Here is an 18,328-nt window from a genome sequence, read left to right on the forward strand (position 1 = left end):
ACTGATGACCGAGGCGGAACGCGACGCCTATCATGCCGAGAAGATGAAGAAGAAGAAGGTCGCGCGCGACAAGATCCTTGCCACCAAGACCGAGGAGAAGGGCCTGCTGATTGTCCATACGGGCAAGGGCAAGGGCAAGTCGACGGCAGCCTTTGGCATGGTGTTTCGCGCCATTGGCAATGGCATGCGCGTCGGTGTCGTGCAGTTCGTCAAAGGCGTCTGGAACACCGGCGAGCGCGACGTGCTCGACAAATTCCCTGATCAGGTGACCATCAATGCCATGGGCGAGGGTTTCACCTGGGACGTGGCTGACCGCCAGCGCGACCTGGCCGCTGCGCGCAAGGCCTGGGACCAGGCCAAGGCGCTGATTGCCGATCCGGCTTACAATATGGTGCTGCTCGACGAGCTCAACATTTGCCTGCGCTATGACTACCTGCCCATTGAGGAAGTGGTCGATTTCCTGCGCAACAAGCCTGCCGACAAGCATGTCATCGTGACCGGCCGCAATGCCAAGGACGAGCTCATCGAGATCGCCGATCTGGTCACCGAAATGACCGAGATCAAGCACCACTTCCGCGCTGGCGTGAAGGCGCAGAAGGGGATCGAGTTTTAGCAGTCCACCGGAGCAAAGGAGCGGGCAAGCCCTTCAAGAACGCTGCTCATGGCGGCCAGGTCTTTTGCTGGGTGGGTGATCCGAAAGGCCGCATAGCTTTCGCCGTCGCAGAGCAGGATCATGCGTTGGTACAGTGCCTGGTTTGTGCGTGTGCCCGACAAGGTGGCCCAACTCGGCGTGGCTGACGCAGAACTGATGACCCAGCCTGCCGCCATAATTGCATCGGCACGCGACTCGGCTTCGCCCTCGAATGTTTCGGCGGTGACGCCGAGCAAGCCGCCCCAGACGGTCAGCTCCTGCAGGCTCTGCGGCAGGTAGAAAATCTGCCCGTCGCCACTATCGGATTCGCCCTGGCCTTCGAACCCCGGCGGAATGTCGAGTTCGTAGCCAAAGCGCGCATTGGCGTAGTGTGTCCAGTATTGCGCCAGCGCAGGCGTAACGAACAGGAAAAGGGCGATGGTGAAGATGCGGCGCATTTTGCCGATTCTGCCCACTGATCCGCGCCGCGACAAGACCCCTAGAGAACAACAATTCCGGCGTGCTTGGCCTTGTCTTCGGGTTCGACGTGAATGGTGATCTGAACGTCGCTTACCGCCTCGCGCAGTTTCGCCTCGATCCGATCGCAGATCGTGTGGGAGGCATCCACGCTCATGACCCCCGGCACCACGAGGTGAAAATCGATGAAGGTCATCTTGCCGGCCTGACGGGTGCGGATGTCATGGGCTTCCAATGCGCCATCGGCACTGCTGGAAATCACCTCGCGGATGGTTACTTGCGTATCGGGCGGGACGGCGACATCCATCAGCCCACCCACACTGTCGCGGATCACGCCCCAGCCGGACCAGAGGATGTTGAGGGCCACCAGCGCCGCTAGCACCGCGTCGAGCTGCGCCCAGCCGATCGCATAAACCAGGCCCAAGCCCACGAGCACGCCGGCGGTTGAGACCACGTCGGTCATCAGGTGCCGGCCATCGGCTGCTATGGCGGGGGACTTGGCCAAGCGCCCTTGGCGCAAGAGCACGCCCGCCCAGACCAGATTGACAATAGTCGCCACGCCGCTGACGGCCAGACCCTGCACTGGTGCATCGGGCAGCGTGGGCGCGAGGAAGCCGAAAATCGCTTCGCGCAGGATGAGGATGGCCGCGACAATGATCATTACCCCAACCAGCACGGCCGAGAAATACTCGGCCTTGTGATAGCCATAGGGCAGGGTAGCGTCCGCAGGGCGCTGTGCCAGCCGTACGGCAATGAGCGCCGCAATGGCCGTCACCACATTGACGATGGATTCGAGTGCGTCCGAATAAAGCGCAATGGAGCCCGTCAGCCACCAGGCCAGGAACTTCAGCCCCAATACGATCAGTCCGACCAGGATGCTCGACGCGGCAATGGCAAGGGTTCTGTTGGCGGCCACGACGCGGCTCCTGTGCGAGAGTGTCAGGCCATAGCGGACCAATGGCGATACGACAAGTGCTTGTATTTGCAAACGATTTTCAGAAGCATTCCGAGGTGTGGCGGCGCGGGGCACTACAGGCGACAAGCCTTTGATTGACCACATGGTTTGGCACGACTAGAACCGGACCAGCGCAGCGTTCCCATGATGGAACTGAAACAGAGCTCGGTGCGGTCGACCCAATTGCGGGACCAAAGCCGGGGCTGCTCCGGTTTTTGAGCGAACCTGCCTCGTGTCACGAGGCGATAATGAACAGTGATTCCGTCGATCCAGCATCGACAGTTCCAGCGTTGAATCGGGCGGGCATTATCGCCGGCCTTGGCCTGCGCAAACTGGCCCGCCTGAACGAAGTGCTGGAGCTTCTCGATGCCAGCCTGAGCGCCGCAGGGTTCTGCCGCTCCGATCTCGCGGCCCTCACCACGCTTGATGCCAAGAGTGACCATCCGGCTTTGATTGGGGTTGCTGGCCTGCTCAATGTGCCGATTCTGCCGATGCGGGCGGATCGACTGGACCAGCAGGTGCCCAACCCTTCGGAACGCGTTTTCGCTTTAGCCCGTGTTCCTTCGGTCGCGGAGGCAACAGCTCTCGCCTTTGGTCCGCTGCTGCTGGAAAAGCAAATCAGCGCCAATGTCACCTGCGCCTTGTCGCGCTACGGCGCGGGAAGCTCGAGCGCGGCGAGGGCGTCATCGACGCTGGCTACTTCCAGCGCCGGGCCATAGACGGGCCGCGCAATCATGATCACCTGTACGCCCATCCGTTGTGCCGCCTCGAGTTTGGCCGCCGTTTGTCCACCACCCGAATTCTTGCTGACCAGATGAGTGATGTCGTGACGCCGCAACAGCGCCAATTCCTGTTCGAGCCCATAAGGTGGGCGACTGACGATCAGCTCGGCGTGCCTGGGCAGAGCAAAATCGGGGGGCTCGATCACCCGGACATAGATGCTGCAATCGCTGCGCTCGAGAAAGGCTTCAAGCCCGGCATGGCCCGTTGTCAGCAAGACATTGGCCATCTTGGGCAGGGCGTCGGCGGCCTCCCGCGCCGTGCCGACCGTTATCCACGATTGACCCGGCACCGGCACCCATGCAGGACGCATATAGCGCACCAGCCTGATGCCGGTCGTTTCCGATGCCGCCACGGCGTTGATCGAGATCAGCCCGGCATAGGGGTGCGTGGCGTCCACCAGCCGCTCAATTCGGGCAGCACGCAGGTAGGCGCAGAGGCCCGGAATGCCGCCAAATGGCCCCATGCGCAACCCGCCTTCTGGCAGGATCGGGTCCTGGGTGCGCCCGGCCAGCGAGGTCGTGACATCGTGCCCCATCGCCACAAGCCGGTTCGCCACCTGTCGCGCTTCGGCCGTCCCTCCAAGGATGAGGATTTTCATCGTTTGCCCTGCACTGATTTGCCCCAATGTGCCTTTGTCACCTGGGTCCCACAAGCCGTTGTGACCAAAAACACCCCACCCTCACTCCCTCCCCATCAAGGGGAGGGAGGCGCAGGACTGGGATGCCGGTGTTCTTCGTCTCCCTCGCCCTTGGGGGAAGGATCAAGGGAGGGGGTGTGGACTAGTGAGTACCTCCGTGACTGACCACCTCGCCCAATTGGCCCAAGCGGACTTCCCGCCGTTTGCGCCGGGCAGCGTCTGGCTTGTTGGCGCCGGACCGGGCGGGCCGGGCCTGCTGACGCTATTGGCCTTCCACGCCCTGGGTCAGGCTGACGTGATCGTCCACGACGCGCTCGTATCGCCCGAAATCCTCGCCCTGGCGCCGGCCCACATCGAACGCATTCATGCCGGCAAGCGCGGTGGCAAGCCGTCCCCCAAACAGGCCGACATCACGATCCGCCTGATCGAACTGGCGCGTCAGGGCAAGCGCGTCCTGCGGTTGAAGGGCGGCGACCCCTTTATGTTTGGGCGTGGCGGCGAGGAGGCGGGCGAACTGGTCCGCGCCGGCATCGCCTTTCGCATCGTCCCGGGCATTTCTTCTGGCCTCGGTGGCCTCGCCTATGCCGGCCTGCCGGTCACCCATCGCGACACCAATCAGGCCGTCATTTTCCTCACAGGCCACGATGAAACCGGCGCAGTACCGGGTGCGGTCAATTGGGCCGCGGTCGCTCAGGCGGCGCCGGTTATCGTCATGTTCATGGCCGTCAAGCATCTGCCCACCATTGCCGCGCAATTGCTGGCGGCGGGGCGCCAGCCTGACGAAGCGCTGACCATTGTTTCCCATGTCGCGGGCCCCGCCCAGACCGTCCTCGAAACCACCCTGGGCGCAGCCGGATCGCTGGTGGATGTTCCCACGCCGGCAATCGTCGTTCTGGGTCCGGTGGCGCGCTTTCGCGGCCAGCTCGATTGGTATGTCGGCGAGGTGCGGAGGCATGTCTTTGGCTAAGGGATTTGTTGTCGCGGCCCCCCGTTCGGGATCTGGCAAGACGCTGGTGACCCTTGGCCTGCTGGCGGCCCTGCGCCGGCGTGGTCTTATCGTGGCTCCGGCCAAGACCGGGCCGGACTATATCGACCCCGCGTTTCTGGGGTTGGCCGCCGGGCGAGAAGCGATCAATCTTGATCCCTGGGCCATGTCGTCCACACAGGTCCAGAGCCTCGCCGCGCAGCACGCGACCGGAGCGGACCTGCTTGTGGTGGAGGGGGTGATGGGTCTTTTTGATGCCGCGGCTGACGGGCATGGATCGACCGGCGATCTTGCCGAAACGCTCGGCCTACCGGTGATCTTCGTGGTCGATGCCGACCGCCACAGCCAATCGGTGGCGCCGCTGGTGGCGGGCTTTGCCCATTGGCGGCCCGGTGTGCGCGTGGCCGGGGTCATTCTCAATCGGGTCGCCAGCTCCCGGCATGAACGCATGCTGGTCACAGCCCTCAAGGCGACTGGTCTACCGCTGCTGGGCGCAGTGCCGCGCCGCAACGAATTGGTGGTGCCTGAACGTCACCTCGGCCTGACCCTGCCGGGCGAACTGCCCGCGTTCAGCACTTTCCTCGATGCCGCTGCGGAGGCAATCGGCGACTTTATCGATCTCGATGCGCTATTGGGTATGGCCACCCCCGTCGCCGACCACGACACCCTGCCATCGGCGCTGCCGCCCTTGGGCCAGCGCATGGCGATTGCCCGCGATGCCGCCTTTGCGTTTCTCTATCCGCATCTGCTCGATGGCTGGCGGGCCGCCGGGGCCGAGCTGAGCTTCTTCTCGCCGCTGGCCGATGAAGCGCCATCCTCTGACGCCGATGCGGTCTTGCTGCCCGGCGGCTATCCCGAATTGCATGGTCGGACGCTCTCAGTAGCCAGCGCCTTCCATGCCGGCCTTTTCGCCGCCCGTGACCGGGGCGCGCTGATCTATGGTGAATGCGGGGGCTTCATGGCACTGGGCGAAGCGCTGGTCGACAAGGACGGGGTCAGCCACGCCATGTCAGGACTATTGCCGGTGGTGACCCGCATTGATCGGCCCAAACGGGTGCTGGGCTATCGCCGCCTGCTGCACGAGAGCGCTCTGCCTTGGCCAAGCGGGCTCAATGGCCACGAATTCCACTATTCTTCGGCCAAACAGACCGGTCTGCCGCCGCTGTTCGAAGCGCTCGACGCCGAGGGCATACGGCAATTGCCCATGGGTGGCCAACTCGGTCGTGTCATGGGGTCTTACGCCCACGTCATCGCTGCGGCATAAGACACGAATGACCAAAGTCATCATGTTTATGGGCACCGGCTCCGACGTCGGCAAATCGCTGATCGTGGCGGGGCTTTGCCGCGCGCTGAGTAATCGCGGCATCCGCGTCGCACCGTTCAAGCCACAGAACATGAGCAATAATGCCGCCGTCACCATGGATGGCGGCGAAATCGGTCGCGCCCAAGCCCTGCAGGCGCGCGCCGCCCGCCGCAATCCCATCACCGCGATGAACCCGGTTCTTTTGAAACCCGAGGGCGAGACCGGGTCGCAGGTCGTGGTGCGTGGCCAACGTCGCGCCAGTCTCTCTGCACGCCAATATTGGGCAGATCGCGGCCAGCTTCTGCCCGAAGTGCTCCACGCCTTCCGCGACCTTGCCGCCACGACAGATTATGTGCTGGTCGAAGGCGCCGGCAGCGCCTCCGAGGTGAATCTGCGCGCTGGCGATATTGCCAATTTCGGCTTTGCTCGCGCCGCCAATGTGCCGGTGGTGCTGATTGGCGATATCCATCGCGGCGGCGTCATCGCCTCCATCGTCGGAACGCTTGCGGTCATCGATCCCGAAGATGCGGCGCTGGTCCGCGCCAGTCTCATCAACAAATTCTTTGGCGATCCGGCCCTGTTCGAGGCGGGCAAAGCTTTCCTCGCGGAACGGACGGGACTGCCCTGCTTCGGACCGGTGCCGCATTTTGCCGACGCGGCCAAATTGCCCGCCGAGGATGCCTTGGCGCTGGAGAGCTATTCCGGTGGTTCGGGCGCTTTCCATGTCGTGGTGCCGCGCCTGCCGCGCATCGCCAATTTTGACGACCTCGATCCGTTGCGCGCCGAACCGGGCGTCACCCTCACGCTGGTGCAAGCCGGCCACGCACTACCGCGCAACGCGGACCTGGTCCTCTTGCCCGGCTCCAAGGCCACGCGCGCCGACCTCGCCGCATTGCGAGCGAATGGCTGGGACATCGATATTATCGCCCACCACCGCGCCGGGGGCAGCGTCATCGGCATTTGCGGCGGCTACCAGATGCTGGGTCGATTGATCGCCGATCCCGAAGGCATCGAGGGTGCGCCGGGGGTGAGCGAGGGCCTTAGCCTGCTCGATGTGGAGACCGTCCTGGCACCAACAAAGCAGTTGCGCAGCGAAGCTGCGGTCCACCTTGGCTCGGGCGAAGCCCTTTCCGGTTATCACATGCATATGGGTGTCACCGCCGGACCCGACCGCAACCGTGCCTTTGCCCGGGTCGGCACCGAGCCCGAAGGCTCCGTGAGTGTCGACGGCCGGGTGATGGGCACCTATCTCCATGGCCTCTTCGCGGCCGACGGCTTCCGCCGCGCCTTTCTTGGCCAGGCCGCCAGTCCCGACCTCGCCTTCGAGGCCGGCGTGGACCTTGCGCTGGACGGTTTTGCCAACCACCTCGAAACCCATATCGATATCGACCGCCTCCTGGCCCTCGCCGCAATTGTGGAGACCTGATTCTTGGAGCCTCTGATTTCACCCCTGGCGCTCGCCATCGAACGGCAGCTCGGTTACCCGCAAGCGCTGGTGCAGCGCATTGGCCATCCGGTCATGTGGTTCGGCAAGCTGATCAGTTTTTGCGAGACCCGCCTCAATACACAGAAGCGCACGCCGGCGCAGCGCAAGCTTGCGGGCATTGTCGCGCTCGGCCTGTTGTTGCTTTCGGTGCTGATCGTCACGGTTGGTATCCGCACCATCCTCTCATGGCTGCCGCTCGGCTGGGTGGTGGAGATGTTGCTGGCCACGGCCTTCCTGGCGCAAAAGGAACTCGGTCGGGCCGTAACCGCCGTCTCCGACGCCCTGCGCAGCTCGCTCGAGGCGGGCCGCGAAGCCGTCAGCCATGTGGTTGGCCGCGACCCTCAGGCGCTTGACGAGGCGGGCGTTGCCCGCGCCGCCATCGAAACGCTGGCTGAAAGCACCTCGGACGGGGTGGTTGCGCCATGGTTCTTCCTGGTGCTGTTCGGCCTGCCCGGGATTGCGCTCTACAAGGCCGTCAACACCGCCGATAGCATGATCGGCCATCTCGACGATCGTTATCGCGACTATGGCTGGGCAGCGGCCAAGTTCGACGATGTGCTGAATTGGATCCCCGCCCGCTTCACCGCCGTTCTCGTCACCACTGCCTGTTTCTTCGTCTCTGGCGCCAGTCCAGGCCGGGCCTGGGCCATTGCCCGGCGCGATGCGCCCAAGCATGATTCGCCCAATGCCGGCTGGCCCGAAGCTGCCTTTGCCGGGGCACTGAACTTCAAGCTCGGCGGGCCTCGCAGCTATGATGGCGAACTGGTCGACCTGCCTGCCTTTGGCGATGGCAAGCCGGCGCTCGGGCCCAGCGATATCCTCCTGGCGGTGCTGCTCTACCGGCGAACGCTTGATGTTCTGCTCGGCGTCAGTGCCGTTTTGGCAGTGATGCTGCTGCTCAGTTAAGGGCTGGGGGCGCGTCGCCCTTCATGGTCAGCGGCAGTCCGGCGGCGATGAAATAAACATCGTCGCAAATCTCCGCCAGCCGTTGATGCGCCGAGCCCGCCAGATCGCGGAATGTTCGCGCCATCGCGTTATCGGGCACAATGCCTAAGCCCACTTCGTTGCTGACCAGAATCACCTTGGCCTGATGGAATTCCACCAAGGTGGCGCACAATTCGCTGACGGCGGTGGCGACATCGGCATTGGCAATCAGCAGATTGGTGATCCAGAGGGTGAGGCAATCGACCAGAATGACATCGTGCTTACCGCCGGCTTTCAATATGGCGTGCGAAAGCTCGGTGGGCTCCTCGATAGTGGTGAAACGCTCGCCCCGGCTGGCCTGATGGCTCGAGACCCGGTCGCGCATTTCGTGGTCGAGAATGTCTGCTGTGGCCAGGTATGCCGGGCGCGAACCGGCATGTAGCGCCAGCCGCTCTGCAAAGGCCGTCTTGCCCGAGCGAGCGCCGCCCAGAACCAGGCAATGTCGTGTCATGGTGCCTTCCTCTACGGGCGCCGCCGCGGCCCGGATATGTTAGTGATACCTTCGCCCCAAACGAGGGTAGGGGGCAAGCCGTTCCGCTCCTGGGCCGGTCGCGCACGCAAGCCATGCAAAAGCACGCCTTGGCAGGTGCATTTTCTTGGGCCTACTACTTTCGTCTTAGCGTCTTTCGCACTATGGTCCGCGCGAAAATGACCACCTAGTTTGGGAGCATGGGTAAGGGCATTCGCCCCTGGCCTTTCAGTTCCCCTCCTTTCCGACGGAGTTGCCTTTCGTGTCCCGATATTACCTTGGCGTTGACGGTGGGGGCACAAATTGCCGCGTGCGCCTGGCCAACGAGCATCTCGAGACACTGGCCGAGGTCAAGAACGGCCGCTCAAACCTGCAAATCGACGGTGGCGAACCCGCTTTCAAGGCAATCAGCGACGGCGCGCGCGATGTGTTTAAGGCCGCCGGCGTCGACTTTGCCGAGGCCGCGAACACCTATGCCTGCTTCGGCATGGCTGGCGGGCGCATGGATTCGGCGCGCGATGCCTTTGCCGCGCGCCCCTGGCCCTTCGCCGGGGTGAAGGTGTACGACGATATCGACATTGCCCATGCTGGGGCGCTGGGTGGCGAAGAGGGTGGCGTTGTCATCATCGGCACCGGTTCGGCGGCCATGTCCATCGTCAATGGGACCCGCCATCAGGCCGGCGGCTGGGGCTTTCACATCGGCGACCAGATGTCGGGTGCCATCCTCGGTCGCGAACTCGCCCGCTATGCTGTCGAGGCTGAGGACGGGCTGGTTGAAGCCTCGCCGCTGACCAAGGCGGTCATTGCAGCATTGGGCGGCGACAATCAGGGCGTCATGACCTGGTCGTTTGCCACCGAAATGGATCTCCAGTTATTGAGCCGCGACGGTTCGGAAGGCTGCGACGATGCGCTGGTGGGCCGGGCGCCCGGCGAATTCGGCAAGCTTATGCCGCTGCTGTTCGACTATCTCGAAAAGAACGACCCGGTCGCCAACAAGATGCTCGCCATCCAACTGGGCTATGTCGATACCTATGTGAACTGGTTCAAGGGTCATGGCGCCTCAGTCATGGCCATTGTCGGGGGACTGGGGCACCGCCTCTTCCCCATTCTGTCGCAGCATTATGGTGACTTTGTCGCCCTGCCCAAATACGAACCCCTGCATGGCGCGGTGATCCTCGCCAGACAGAACTTCGCGTCAAATTAAGGGACCCCGATTTGTCCAGCCGCATCATTCCCGTCCAGCCCTTCGACTATGTGGTGTTTGGCGCCACCGGAGACCTGACCAAGCGCAAGCTGATCCCGGCGCTCTACCATCGATTCAAGGATGGGCAGTTCGACGAACAGAGCCGCATCATCGGCGTGTCTCGCTCCAAGCTGAGCGACGCCGAGTTCCAGACGCTGGCCAGCGACGCCGTCAGCCAGTTCGTTGAGAAAGACTATCAGGACCCCGCCGTCACCAAGCGGTTCCTCTCCATCTTCTCCTATGTGGTCAACGACGTGTCCAATGAGGCCGGCTGGGGCGATCTCAAGAAGGCCCTGCGGGACGATGCCAACGTGGTGCGCGCCTTCTATCTGGCCGTGGCGCCCGATCTTTTCGAGCCTATCGCCGAGCAGCTTGCCAAGACCAAGGTTTATCGCCGCGACGCACGCGTCGTCATCGAAAAGCCCCTGGGCCACGACCTGGCATCATCCATCGAGATCAACGATGGCGTCGCCAAGATTTTCAAGGAAGATCAGGTCTATCGCATCGACCATTACCTGGGCAAAGAGACGGTGCAGAACCTGCTCGCTCTGCGTTTTGCCAATACGTTGTTCGAGCCGATCTGGAATTCCGCCCACATCGACCACGTGCAGCTGACCGTTGCGGAATCGGTCGGCGCCGGTACGCGCGGCTATTACGACGAGAGTGGCGCCCTGCGCGACATGATCCAGAACCACATGCTGCAGCTGCTCTGCCTTGTGGCCATGGAGCCGCCGGCCAGCGACGACGCCAATGCCCTGCGCGACGAAAAGCTCAAGGTGCTGCGTGCCCTGCGGCCCATCACCAATGGCGAAGTAGCAGCCAAGACGGTGCGCGGCCAGTACCGCGGCGTCAAATCCGAGACCGCCTCGGTTGCCAGCTACCAGGATGAACTGCCCGACGACAAGAAGGGGAGCCACACCGAGACCTTCGTGGCGCTCAAGGCGGAAATCGACAACTGGCGCTGGGCCGGGGTGCCGTTCTACCTGCGCACCGGCAAGCGCATGGCCGAGCGTGTTTCGGAAATCTGCATCCAGTTCAAGCCGATCCCGCATTCGATCTTTGATCATGCCGAGGGTGCGCCCAAGGCCAACAAGCTGATCATCCGCCTGCAGCCCGATGAGGGCGTCAAGATGATGATGATGATCAAGGACCCGGGTCCGGGCGGCATGCGCCTGCGTCAGGTGCCGCTCAATCTTTCGTTCGCCGAGACGTTCACCGAGCGCACGCCCGAAGCCTACGAACGCCTGCTGCTCGATGTGGTGCGCGGCAACCAGACGCTGTTCATGCGCCGCGATGAGTTGGAAGCGGCTTGGCGCTGGGTCGATCCGATCCGTGAAGCCTGGGACCGCGCCTCCGAGCCGCCCCAGACTTACACCGCCGGAACCTGGGGCCCGAGCGGCGCCGTGGCGCTGATCGAACGGGACGGTCGCACCTGGTATGAGGGCCCGCACTCGTGAGCATTGACCGCCGCAGCTTTGCCGACAAGCCGACCCTTGCCAAGGAACTGGCCGAGGCGGTAGCCGAGCGCATCAACGCCGCCATTGCCGAGCGTGGTTCGGCCGCCATTGCGGTCAGCGGCGGCTCGACCCCGGCAAAGTTCTTCCAGGCTCTGGGCAAGACCAAGACCATTGATTGGGACAAGGTCGTGGTGACGCTGGTCGACGAGCGCTGGGTCGACGAAACCAGCGACCGCTCCAATGCCATGCTGGTCAACGAGAAAATGCTGCAAGGCCCCGCCGCGACAGCGCGTTTCTTCCCGCTCTATTCGGGTGGCGACGAGCCGACAGACGAAGCGATTGCCAGGACAAATGCCTTGATGGCAGACCTGCCGCAGCCCTTTGCCGCCGTGATCCTGGGCATGGGCAATGACGGGCATACAGCGAGCTTTTTCCCCGGCGGCGACACGCTGGACGCCGCCTTGACCGGCGCTGGCCCGACCCTGGCCATCCGCGCGCCCGGCGCCGGCGAACCGCGCGTGACCTTTACCTTGCCCCGCCTCTTGGAGGCCGATGGCCTCTACCTTCACATCGAAGGTGAGGAGAAGGCCAATGTGCTCGACGCGGCGCTGGGCGATGGTCCGGTCGCGGACATGCCGATCCGCGCCGTGCTGCGCTCGGGCGCGCCGGTAACAGTTTACTGGTGCCCCTGAGGCTCCTGGGGCGGTCCCCAATCGACCGCTCCGGCCGCCAATAGGTGCCAGTATTTTGATGCAAGGACTTCCGCGCCAGCGGCCCCCTTCTGGCGCGACCTTGCGAGATATTGGAGTGAATGCATGACTGTTCGCCAAGCCATCCAGGACGTGACCGACCGTATTGCGGCCCGCAGCGGCGACAGCCGTCGCGACTATCTCAACCGCCTCGACGCCGCCAAGGAGCAGGGCGTCTATCGCTCGGCCCTGTCCTGCGGCAATCTCGCCCATGGTTTTGCCGCCTGCAGCCCCTCCGAGAAGGCGGCGCTGGCTGGCAACAAGACGCTCAATCTGGGCATCATCAATTCCTACAATGATATGCTGAGCGCCCATCAGCCCTATCAATTCTATCCCGAGATCATCAAGCAGGCGGCCCGCGAGATCGGCGCCACCGCGCAGGTGGCGGGCGGTGTTCCGGCCATGTGCGACGGTGTTACCCAGGGCCAGCCTGGGATGGACCTGTCGCTGTTCAGCCGCGATGTGATCGCCATGGCCACCGCTATTTCGCTCTCTCACAACATGTTCGACGCGGCGGTTTATCTCGGCATCTGCGACAAGATCGTGCCCGGCCTCGTCATCGGGGCGCTGAGCTTTGGGCATCTGCCGGCCGTTTTCATTCCCGCCGGTCCCATGCCCTCGGGCCTGCCGAACGACGAGAAGAGCAAGGTCCGCCAGCTCTATATGGAGGGCAAGGTCGGCCGGGCCGAACTGCTCGAGGCCGAGTCCAAGTCCTACCATTCGGCCGGCACCTGCACCTTCTATGGAACGGCCAATTCCAACCAGATGCTCATGGAAATCATGGGCCTGCACCTGCCCGGCGCCAGCTTCGTCAATCCAGGCACACCGCTGCGCGATGCACTGACCCGCGAAGCCACCAAGCGAGCGTTGTCGCTGACCGCGCTTGGCAATAACTATACGCCCATTGGCCACATCATGGATGAAAAGGCGATCGTGAACGGCCTTGTGGGTCTGCACGCCACGGGTGGCTCGACCAACCATACCATGCACCTGATCGCCATGGCCGCTGCCGCCGGGTTGCAGGTGACCTGGGACGACATGAGCGACCTTTCGGACGCAACGCCGCTCCTCGCCCGCGTCTATCCCAACGGCGTGGCCGATGTGAACCATTTCCATGCGGCCGGCGGCATGGGTTTCCTCATCAAGGAACTGCTCAACGACGGTTATCTGCATGAGGACGTCAAGACCGTCTGGGGGGCTGGGCTGTCCAATTACACGGTGGAAGCCAAGCTGATAGAGGATGCGCTGAGCTTCGAGCAGGCGCCCGAGGAAAGCGCGCTGCCCAAGGTGCTGACCAGCACCAAGACGCCGTTCCAGCCGACCGGCGGCCTCAAGCTCCTCAAGGGTAATCTCGGGCGCTCGGTGATCAAGGTCTCTGCCGTCAAGCCCGAGCATCGCGTGGTCGAAGCGCCCGCCCGGGTGTTCCACGGCCAGGAAGGCCTGCAGGCAGCCTTCAAGGCGGGCGAGCTGACCGGCGACATGATCGCCGTGGTGCGCTTCTCCGGCCCCGGCGCCATCGGCATGCCCGAATTGCACAAGCTGACGCCGGCGCTTGGCGTCCTGCAGGATCGCGGCTTCAAGGTGGCTCTATTGACCGATGGCCGCATGTCCGGCGCCTCGGGCAAGGTGCCCGCTGCCATCCACATGACCCCAGAGGCCATGAACGGCGGTCCGATCAGCAAGATCCGCGACGGCGACATGATCCGGCTCGATGCCAATGAGGGCACGCTGACCTTCCTCGGCGACGAGAAGGAATTCTTCTCCCGCACCCCCGCCACCGAGGACCTGCGCAGCCAGCATTTCGGCATGGGCCGCGAACTCTTCGCCGGCTTCCGCAGCCTCGTTGGCGTCGCCGACAAGGGCGCCAGCGTCTTCAACTGATCCTGGCTTCCGGGCCGGTGTAACGGGCGCGCGGCCGAATCAGCGCGCCCGTTTCGATCTGTTCCAGCGCATGGGCGATCCAGCCCACGCTGCGCGCCAGCGCGAAGATATGCAACGGCGCCTCAGCCGGCAGGGCGAAGGCTTCGGTGAGGGCACAGAGCGCAAAGTCCACATTCGGCTTTTCGCCGCTCAACCGTTCCCCTGCCTCGACCATGTTCCCGAAAAGCTCTGGCACCTCGAAAGCCGCCAGCAACGCCTTGGCCCGCACATCGCCCTCGGGATAAAGCCGATGCCCGAAGCAGGGCAGGGCGTTTCCCTGGCGAAGCTGTTCGCGAATAGCTGCCTCGGCGCCTTGCGCGCGGGCGCGATCAACCAGCCCCGCCATGCTCTGGCTGGCCGTGCCATGCAGCGGCCCTGAAAGCGCCGCAAGTCCTGCGAGGACGGCGGCCGAAAGTGGCGCACCGGTCGATGCCGTCACCCGCGCCGCAAAGGTCGAGGCGTTGAGCTCGTGCTCGGCCAGCAGCACCAATGCGCGCCGGATCGCATCGGCCGCCTCAGGGTGTCCCCATTGCCGCGCCAGCCGCTCATGCACCGGATCTGTTCCCGGTGCCGCCAGCGCCCCGGTGAGGAAGGACACGGCCCGGGCGGCATCGGTCAACAGGACGGTGCGATTGCGCCCAGCCGATGGCATGTCCGTCACCGCCAGCTCCGCAACAGCCCGATAGGCCGCCGCCATGCCCGGGGCCAGGGCCCGCGCCCGTCCGGCAAAGTCTACTTCCGCCCCGGCATTCCAGAGGAGCCGCGCTATTGCCCCCAATGTTGCGGTTTCTGCCAGACTTGAAGCATCCTGGCCGCGATAGAGCAGGCGCCCATCCGCTACCGTGGCAATGCTGGTTTCCAGTACCGGCTCGCCCCAGGCAATGGTCTCGGCGGCAACCGTGCGGGCCGGTCGCCGGCCTTGCTGCCGGCTAGCCATGCGCTCGACATCGTCCTGTCGATAGAGGCTTTTGCGCGGATCCCCCGGGTCGGGCCGGGCGGTGATCCGGCCCCGGCTGACATTGGCATAAAGCGTTTGCGGCTTGGTGCCCAAACGGACCAGCGCCTCTTCTGCGGTCAACCAGTTCATTGGGCCTCACATTGATTTATGCAATCAAGATTGACGTCAATCTTGATTAGCGTGATTTGAAGTGAAACCGCAAGGAGAAGCAAGATGTCTGCCCTCGATGATGTGATTGCCGCCGAAACCCGTCTCAGTGAAGTCGACGGCGTCAACGGACGCCTGGTGATCTGCGGTCATAGCCTCGATGCCCTGGCGGGCCGCAAGACCTATGAAGCAGTCCTCGCCCTCCTGCTGGGCGATTTGTTTCCCGGCAGCGAAGACACTTTGCGGAGCGAGCTGGCAGAAGCGCGCCTGCTGGCCTTCCAGAGAGTGGCGCGGCTCGACACTGATCTCCTGTCCTTGCCCATCACCGAAGGCCTCCGCGCCATTATGGCCCGGCTGCCCGATGGGGAGGATAAGTCCGCCGCCCTTTTGCAGATTGCAGCACCAGCAGTGTTCGTGCCCGCGCTGATCCGCGGCAAGTCGGGCAAATCACCCGTGCCGCCAGATGCCGGGCGCGGCCATGCCGAGGACATGCTGGTGATGCTGACTGGCGCGCAGCCCAGCGCCGAGCAGGTCCGGGCGCTCGACACTTATCTCGTCACCGTGTCTGATCACGGCCTCAATGCCTCGACTTTTACGGCCCGCGTCGTCGCCTCGACCCGAGCCGGCTATGCCTCCGCGGTGCTGGCGGCGCTCGGGGCGCTCAAGGGGCCGCTACACGGCGGCGCGCCGGGGCCGGTGCTCGACATGCTGGATGCGGTCCGGGCGCCAGAAAACGCGCGGTCATGGCTGACGTCGGAACTGGCTCGCGGTGAGCGGTTGATGGGCTTTGGTCATCGCATCTATCGTGTCCGTGATCCGCGGGCCGATGCCCTCAAATCCGCGCTCAGCCGTCTCGGTGCCGCGGGCGGAATGGACGCCGCGCGCCTCGCTTTGGCCGAAGCCGTGGAGCGTGAGGCACTGGCGCTGCTGCGGGCAGCCAAGCCCGGCCGCGTGCTGGAAACCAATGTCGAGTTCTTCACCGCCCTGTTGCTGGAAGCCCTCGGTTTCCCTCGCGATGCTTTCACCGGCGTCTTCGCTGCCGGTCGTGCCGGCGGCTGGATTGCTCACGCTCATGAGCAGATCGAAACCGGACGGCTCATCCGGCCGCAAAGCCGGTACATCGGTCCCAAGGCCGCCTGACCGTTCTCATCGGCTCCGCCCGAACAGGCGCTCGATATCGCCCTTCTTCAGCTCCACATAGGTGGGGCGGCCATGGATGCACTGGCCCGAATGGGGCGTTGCTTCCATGTCGCGGAGGAGGGCATTCATTTCATCGACGCGCAGCCGCCGGCCCGAGCGCACCGAGCCATGACAGGCCATGCGGCCAATGATGGCTTCCATCTTATCGGTGAGCGCGGCGGCGCTGTCCCATTCGGCAAGGCCGTCGGCGAGGTCGCGTATCAGCCCCGAAATATCTGTATTGCCAAGCAGCGCCGGCGTTTCGCGCACGGCAATGGCCCGGGGGCCGAAGCGGTCGAGGTAGAGCCCGAACCGTTCGAGCTCCGGCGCCGCCTCTTCGAGCCGTGCGCAATCTTCCTCGGGCAATTCGACAATTACCGGGATGAGCTGCGCCTGGCTCGGCACCGGGCCGGATGCCAATTGCGCCTTGAACCGCTCATAGACCAGCCGTTCATGGGCGGCATGCTGATCGACCAGCAGGAGCCCACCCTCGTTCTGGGCGATAATGTAATTGTCGAACATCTGTGCCCGCGCCGTGCCCAGCGGAAAATCCACGGGTTCGAGGGCGTAGTCTACCGGCTCGACGCGAGCACTGGGCTCGGTAAAGCCGGAGAAGCGCCCCGGCTGGCGGTCGAATTGCAACGGCGCGCGGTCGGCCTGCCAGCTCGGGCGCGGGGGCTGATAGCCGGGGGCAGGCGCGGAGGGCGCGGCCATTTCCGGCGCGGAAAAGGCGCCAAGAATATCCTCGGCCACGCTGGTGGATGCCTTGAAGCCTGCGGCAGCCAGCGCCAAGCCGATGGCCTTGATGACGGCGCCACGCACCGCGCCCTGATCGCGGAAGCGCAATTCGGCCTTGGCCGGATGGACATTGACGTCAACCTCGGCCGGATCAATGGCGAGATAGAGCGCGACCACGGGGAAACGGTCGCGGAAGGTATAATCGGCAAAGGCCGCGCGGACGGCGCCGACCAGCACCTTGTCGCGCACCGAACGGCCATTGACGAAGTAGAACTGCGACAGCGAATTGGCCCGCGTATAGGTGGGCAGGCCCGCCATGCCGGCGACGACAATGCCATGGCGTGCAGTGGCGAGGGTCACGGCATTGTCGACGAAGTCGGCGCCCATCACTTGACCGAGCCGGGCGCCCAACGCGCCCTCGCCGGTAACGGCGGGCCAGTTCGAGGCGGTCCGGTCGCTGCCTTCGAGCACGAAGTGGATTTCGGGATTGGCCATGGCGAGGCGCTTCATGACATCGGTGATGGCGGCAGTTTCCGACCGGGCGCTTTTAAGGAATTTCCGCCGCGCCGGGACCTGCATGAAGAGATCGCGGACTTCGATCACCGTGCCCCGGTTCATCGCCTGCGGCATAGGGCCCGAGCGACGGCCATTGTCCACCACCAGCACCAGCCCGCTTTCGGCGTTTATGGTGCGCGAGGCGACCGAAAGCCGCGCCACCGAGCCGATGGAGGCGAGCGCCTCGCCGCGAAAGCCCAGGGTGCGAATGTCGTCGAGATCATCGGCCGAGAGCTTGGAGGTGGCGTGGCGCTCCACCGAGAGCAGCAGATCATCCCGGTCCATGCCATGCCCATCATCGGCAATGCGAATGAGATCCATGCCGCCATTGGCCGTGGTGACGGTGATGCGGCGAGCGCCCGCGTCGATGGAATTTTCCACCAGTTCCTTGACCACGCTCGATGGCCGCTCGACGACTTCGCCGGCGGCAATGCGATTGATCAGGTCTTCGGGTAGCTGTCGGATGGGCAAGGGCGATTCTCCTGATGCCCAATATAGGGGAGGCGGAGAGGCTTTCCGACCCGAATGCGTGATTGTGCCCATGGCAAAGCGCCGCCCGGCCAGATGGCGTCGCGGTTGCACGGTGAAAAGCGGCTTTCGCCCCGAGGGTATTAGTAAAGAAGAGGCGAAAGCCGCTTCCCACGATCGGGATTTCTGACGCATGCATCGAGC

General features: G+C 64.1%; 17 protein-coding genes. 11 read left to right on the top strand and 6 right to left on the bottom strand.

Annotated features, from left to right (window positions below; all coding sequences use genetic code 11):
* The first annotated feature begins 4 nt into the window (after positions 1 to 4).
* Positions 5 to 613: a cob(I)yrinic acid a,c-diamide adenosyltransferase gene (cobO, locus tag NIM87_RS15480; RefSeq protein WP_254675758.1), complete on the top strand. Its 609-nt coding sequence runs from the start codon at positions 5 to 7 to the stop codon at positions 611 to 613.
* Here cobO and NIM87_RS15485 read toward each other — a convergent pair.
* Both NIM87_RS15485 and NIM87_RS15490 read right to left on the bottom strand, forming a co-directional pair.
* On the bottom strand, positions 610 to 1,089 hold the full coding sequence (locus tag NIM87_RS15485) for a hypothetical protein (RefSeq protein WP_254675602.1): 480 nt from the start codon (positions 1,087 to 1,089) through the stop codon (positions 610 to 612). The genes cobO and NIM87_RS15485 overlap by 4 nt on opposite strands.
* A gap of 41 nt (positions 1,090 to 1,130) precedes the next feature.
* On the bottom strand, positions 1,131 to 2,024 hold the full coding sequence (locus tag NIM87_RS15490; RefSeq protein ID WP_254675603.1) for a cation diffusion facilitator family transporter: 894 nt from the start codon (positions 2,022 to 2,024) through the stop codon (positions 1,131 to 1,133).
* 287 nt (positions 2,025 to 2,311) lie between these two features.
* Between NIM87_RS15490 and NIM87_RS15495 the strand changes: the two genes are divergently transcribed.
* Positions 2,312 to 2,782 carry a cobalamin biosynthesis protein gene (locus NIM87_RS15495; protein ID WP_254675604.1) on the top strand — a complete coding sequence of 157 codons (471 nt, stop codon included), beginning with the start codon at positions 2,312 to 2,314 and terminating at the stop codon, positions 2,780 to 2,782.
* Here NIM87_RS15495 and NIM87_RS15500 read toward each other — a convergent pair.
* Entirely contained in the window at positions 2,713 to 3,444 is a 732-nt protein-coding gene (locus NIM87_RS15500; RefSeq protein ID WP_254675605.1) for a cobalt-precorrin-6A reductase, read from the bottom strand. The genes NIM87_RS15495 and NIM87_RS15500 overlap by 70 nt on opposite strands.
* A gap of 196 nt (positions 3,445 to 3,640) precedes the next feature.
* On the opposite strand from NIM87_RS15500, the gene cobA reads away from it, so the two are divergent.
* The 4 genes from cobA to cbiB are packed head-to-tail and all read left to right on the top strand — an operon-like array spanning position 3,641 to position 8,163.
* The gene (gene cobA, locus NIM87_RS15505) at positions 3,641 to 4,450 is read left to right on the top strand and encodes a uroporphyrinogen-III C-methyltransferase (RefSeq protein ID WP_254675606.1); all 810 of its coding nucleotides are present in this window, start codon (positions 3,641 to 3,643) and stop codon (positions 4,448 to 4,450) included.
* Complete coding sequence (locus NIM87_RS15510; protein ID WP_254675607.1) at positions 4,437 to 5,732, top strand: cobyrinate a,c-diamide synthase; 1,296 nt, start codon at positions 4,437 to 4,439, stop codon at positions 5,730 to 5,732. Before cobA ends, NIM87_RS15510 begins: the two co-directional genes overlap by 14 nt.
* Before the next feature lie 22 nt (positions 5,733 to 5,754).
* Positions 5,755 to 7,197, top strand: a complete 1,443-nt coding sequence (locus NIM87_RS15515; protein WP_408640088.1) for a cobyric acid synthase — start codon at positions 5,755 to 5,757, stop codon at positions 7,195 to 7,197.
* Positions 7,198 to 7,200: 3 nt separating this feature from the next.
* The gene (gene cbiB, locus NIM87_RS15520; protein ID WP_254675609.1) at positions 7,201 to 8,163 is read left to right on the top strand and encodes an adenosylcobinamide-phosphate synthase CbiB; all 963 of its coding nucleotides are present in this window, start codon (positions 7,201 to 7,203) and stop codon (positions 8,161 to 8,163) included.
* On the opposite strand, the gene cobU is transcribed toward cbiB, so the two are convergent.
* Positions 8,156 to 8,692 carry a bifunctional adenosylcobinamide kinase/adenosylcobinamide-phosphate guanylyltransferase gene (cobU, locus tag NIM87_RS15525; protein WP_254675610.1) on the bottom strand — a complete coding sequence of 179 codons (537 nt, stop codon included), beginning with the start codon at positions 8,690 to 8,692 and terminating at the stop codon, positions 8,156 to 8,158. The genes cbiB and cobU overlap by 8 nt on opposite strands.
* Before the next feature lie 280 nt (positions 8,693 to 8,972).
* Between cobU and NIM87_RS15530 the strand changes: the two genes are divergently transcribed.
* From NIM87_RS15530 to edd, 4 genes are all read left to right on the top strand, one after another.
* Positions 8,973 to 9,914 carry a glucosamine kinase nucleotide-binding domain-containing protein gene (locus tag NIM87_RS15530; protein ID WP_254675611.1) on the top strand — a complete coding sequence of 314 codons (942 nt, stop codon included), beginning with the start codon at positions 8,973 to 8,975 and terminating at the stop codon, positions 9,912 to 9,914.
* Positions 9,915 to 9,925: 11 nt separating this feature from the next.
* Positions 9,926 to 11,410 carry a glucose-6-phosphate dehydrogenase gene (zwf, locus tag NIM87_RS15535; RefSeq protein ID WP_254675612.1) on the top strand — a complete coding sequence of 495 codons (1,485 nt, stop codon included), beginning with the start codon at positions 9,926 to 9,928 and terminating at the stop codon, positions 11,408 to 11,410.
* Positions 11,407 to 12,102 carry a 6-phosphogluconolactonase gene (pgl, locus tag NIM87_RS15540; protein WP_254675613.1) on the top strand — a complete coding sequence of 232 codons (696 nt, stop codon included), beginning with the start codon at positions 11,407 to 11,409 and terminating at the stop codon, positions 12,100 to 12,102. Before zwf ends, pgl begins: the two co-directional genes overlap by 4 nt.
* Before the next feature lie 123 nt (positions 12,103 to 12,225).
* Positions 12,226 to 14,040 carry a phosphogluconate dehydratase gene (gene edd / locus NIM87_RS15545; RefSeq protein ID WP_254675614.1) on the top strand — a complete coding sequence of 605 codons (1,815 nt, stop codon included), beginning with the start codon at positions 12,226 to 12,228 and terminating at the stop codon, positions 14,038 to 14,040.
* Here the strand turns inward: edd and NIM87_RS15550 are convergent.
* Positions 14,033 to 15,166 carry a citrate synthase gene (locus tag NIM87_RS15550; RefSeq protein ID WP_254675615.1) on the bottom strand — a complete coding sequence of 378 codons (1,134 nt, stop codon included), beginning with the start codon at positions 15,164 to 15,166 and terminating at the stop codon, positions 14,033 to 14,035. The genes edd and NIM87_RS15550 overlap by 8 nt on opposite strands.
* Positions 15,167 to 15,250: 84 nt before the next feature.
* Between NIM87_RS15550 and NIM87_RS15555 the strand changes: the two genes are divergently transcribed.
* Positions 15,251 to 16,324 carry a citrate synthase/methylcitrate synthase gene (locus NIM87_RS15555; RefSeq protein WP_254675616.1) on the top strand — a complete coding sequence of 358 codons (1,074 nt, stop codon included), beginning with the start codon at positions 15,251 to 15,253 and terminating at the stop codon, positions 16,322 to 16,324.
* Positions 16,325 to 16,330: 6 nt separating this feature from the next.
* Here NIM87_RS15555 and mutL read toward each other — a convergent pair whose 3' ends face one another.
* On the bottom strand, positions 16,331 to 18,127 hold the full coding sequence (mutL, locus tag NIM87_RS15560; RefSeq protein WP_254675617.1) for a DNA mismatch repair endonuclease MutL: 1,797 nt from the start codon (positions 18,125 to 18,127) through the stop codon (positions 16,331 to 16,333).
* Positions 18,128 to 18,328 lie beyond the last annotated feature (201 nt).

Origin of the sequence: Devosia ureilytica, from assembly GCF_024273195.1 — a bacterium.
In the GTDB taxonomy this organism is placed as follows: Bacteria; Pseudomonadota; Alphaproteobacteria; order Rhizobiales; family Devosiaceae; genus Devosia; species Devosia ureilytica.

Coding starts and splice junctions, on each gene's coding strand:
- NIM87_RS15555 (WP_254675616.1), top strand. CDS start 15,251: ATGTCTGCCCTCGATGATGTGATTGCCGCCGAAACCCGTCTCAGTGAA.
- NIM87_RS15500 (WP_254675605.1), bottom strand. CDS start 3,444: ATGAAAATCCTCATCCTTGGAGGGACGGCCGAAGCGCGACAGGTGGCG.
- NIM87_RS15495 (WP_254675604.1), top strand. CDS start 2,312: ATGAACAGTGATTCCGTCGATCCAGCATCGACAGTTCCAGCGTTGAAT.
- edd (WP_254675614.1), top strand. CDS start 12,226: ATGACTGTTCGCCAAGCCATCCAGGACGTGACCGACCGTATTGCGGCC.
- NIM87_RS15485 (WP_254675602.1), bottom strand. CDS start 1,089: ATGCGCCGCATCTTCACCATCGCCCTTTTCCTGTTCGTTACGCCTGCG.
- cobO (WP_254675758.1), top strand. CDS start 5: ATGACCGAGGCGGAACGCGACGCCTATCATGCCGAGAAGATGAAGAAG.
- NIM87_RS15515 (WP_408640088.1), top strand. CDS start 5,755: ATGTTTATGGGCACCGGCTCCGACGTCGGCAAATCGCTGATCGTGGCG.
- NIM87_RS15550 (WP_254675615.1), bottom strand. CDS start 15,166: ATGAACTGGTTGACCGCAGAAGAGGCGCTGGTCCGTTTGGGCACCAAG.
- cobU (WP_254675610.1), bottom strand. CDS start 8,692: ATGACACGACATTGCCTGGTTCTGGGCGGCGCTCGCTCGGGCAAGACG.
- NIM87_RS15510 (WP_254675607.1), top strand. CDS start 4,437: ATGTCTTTGGCTAAGGGATTTGTTGTCGCGGCCCCCCGTTCGGGATCT.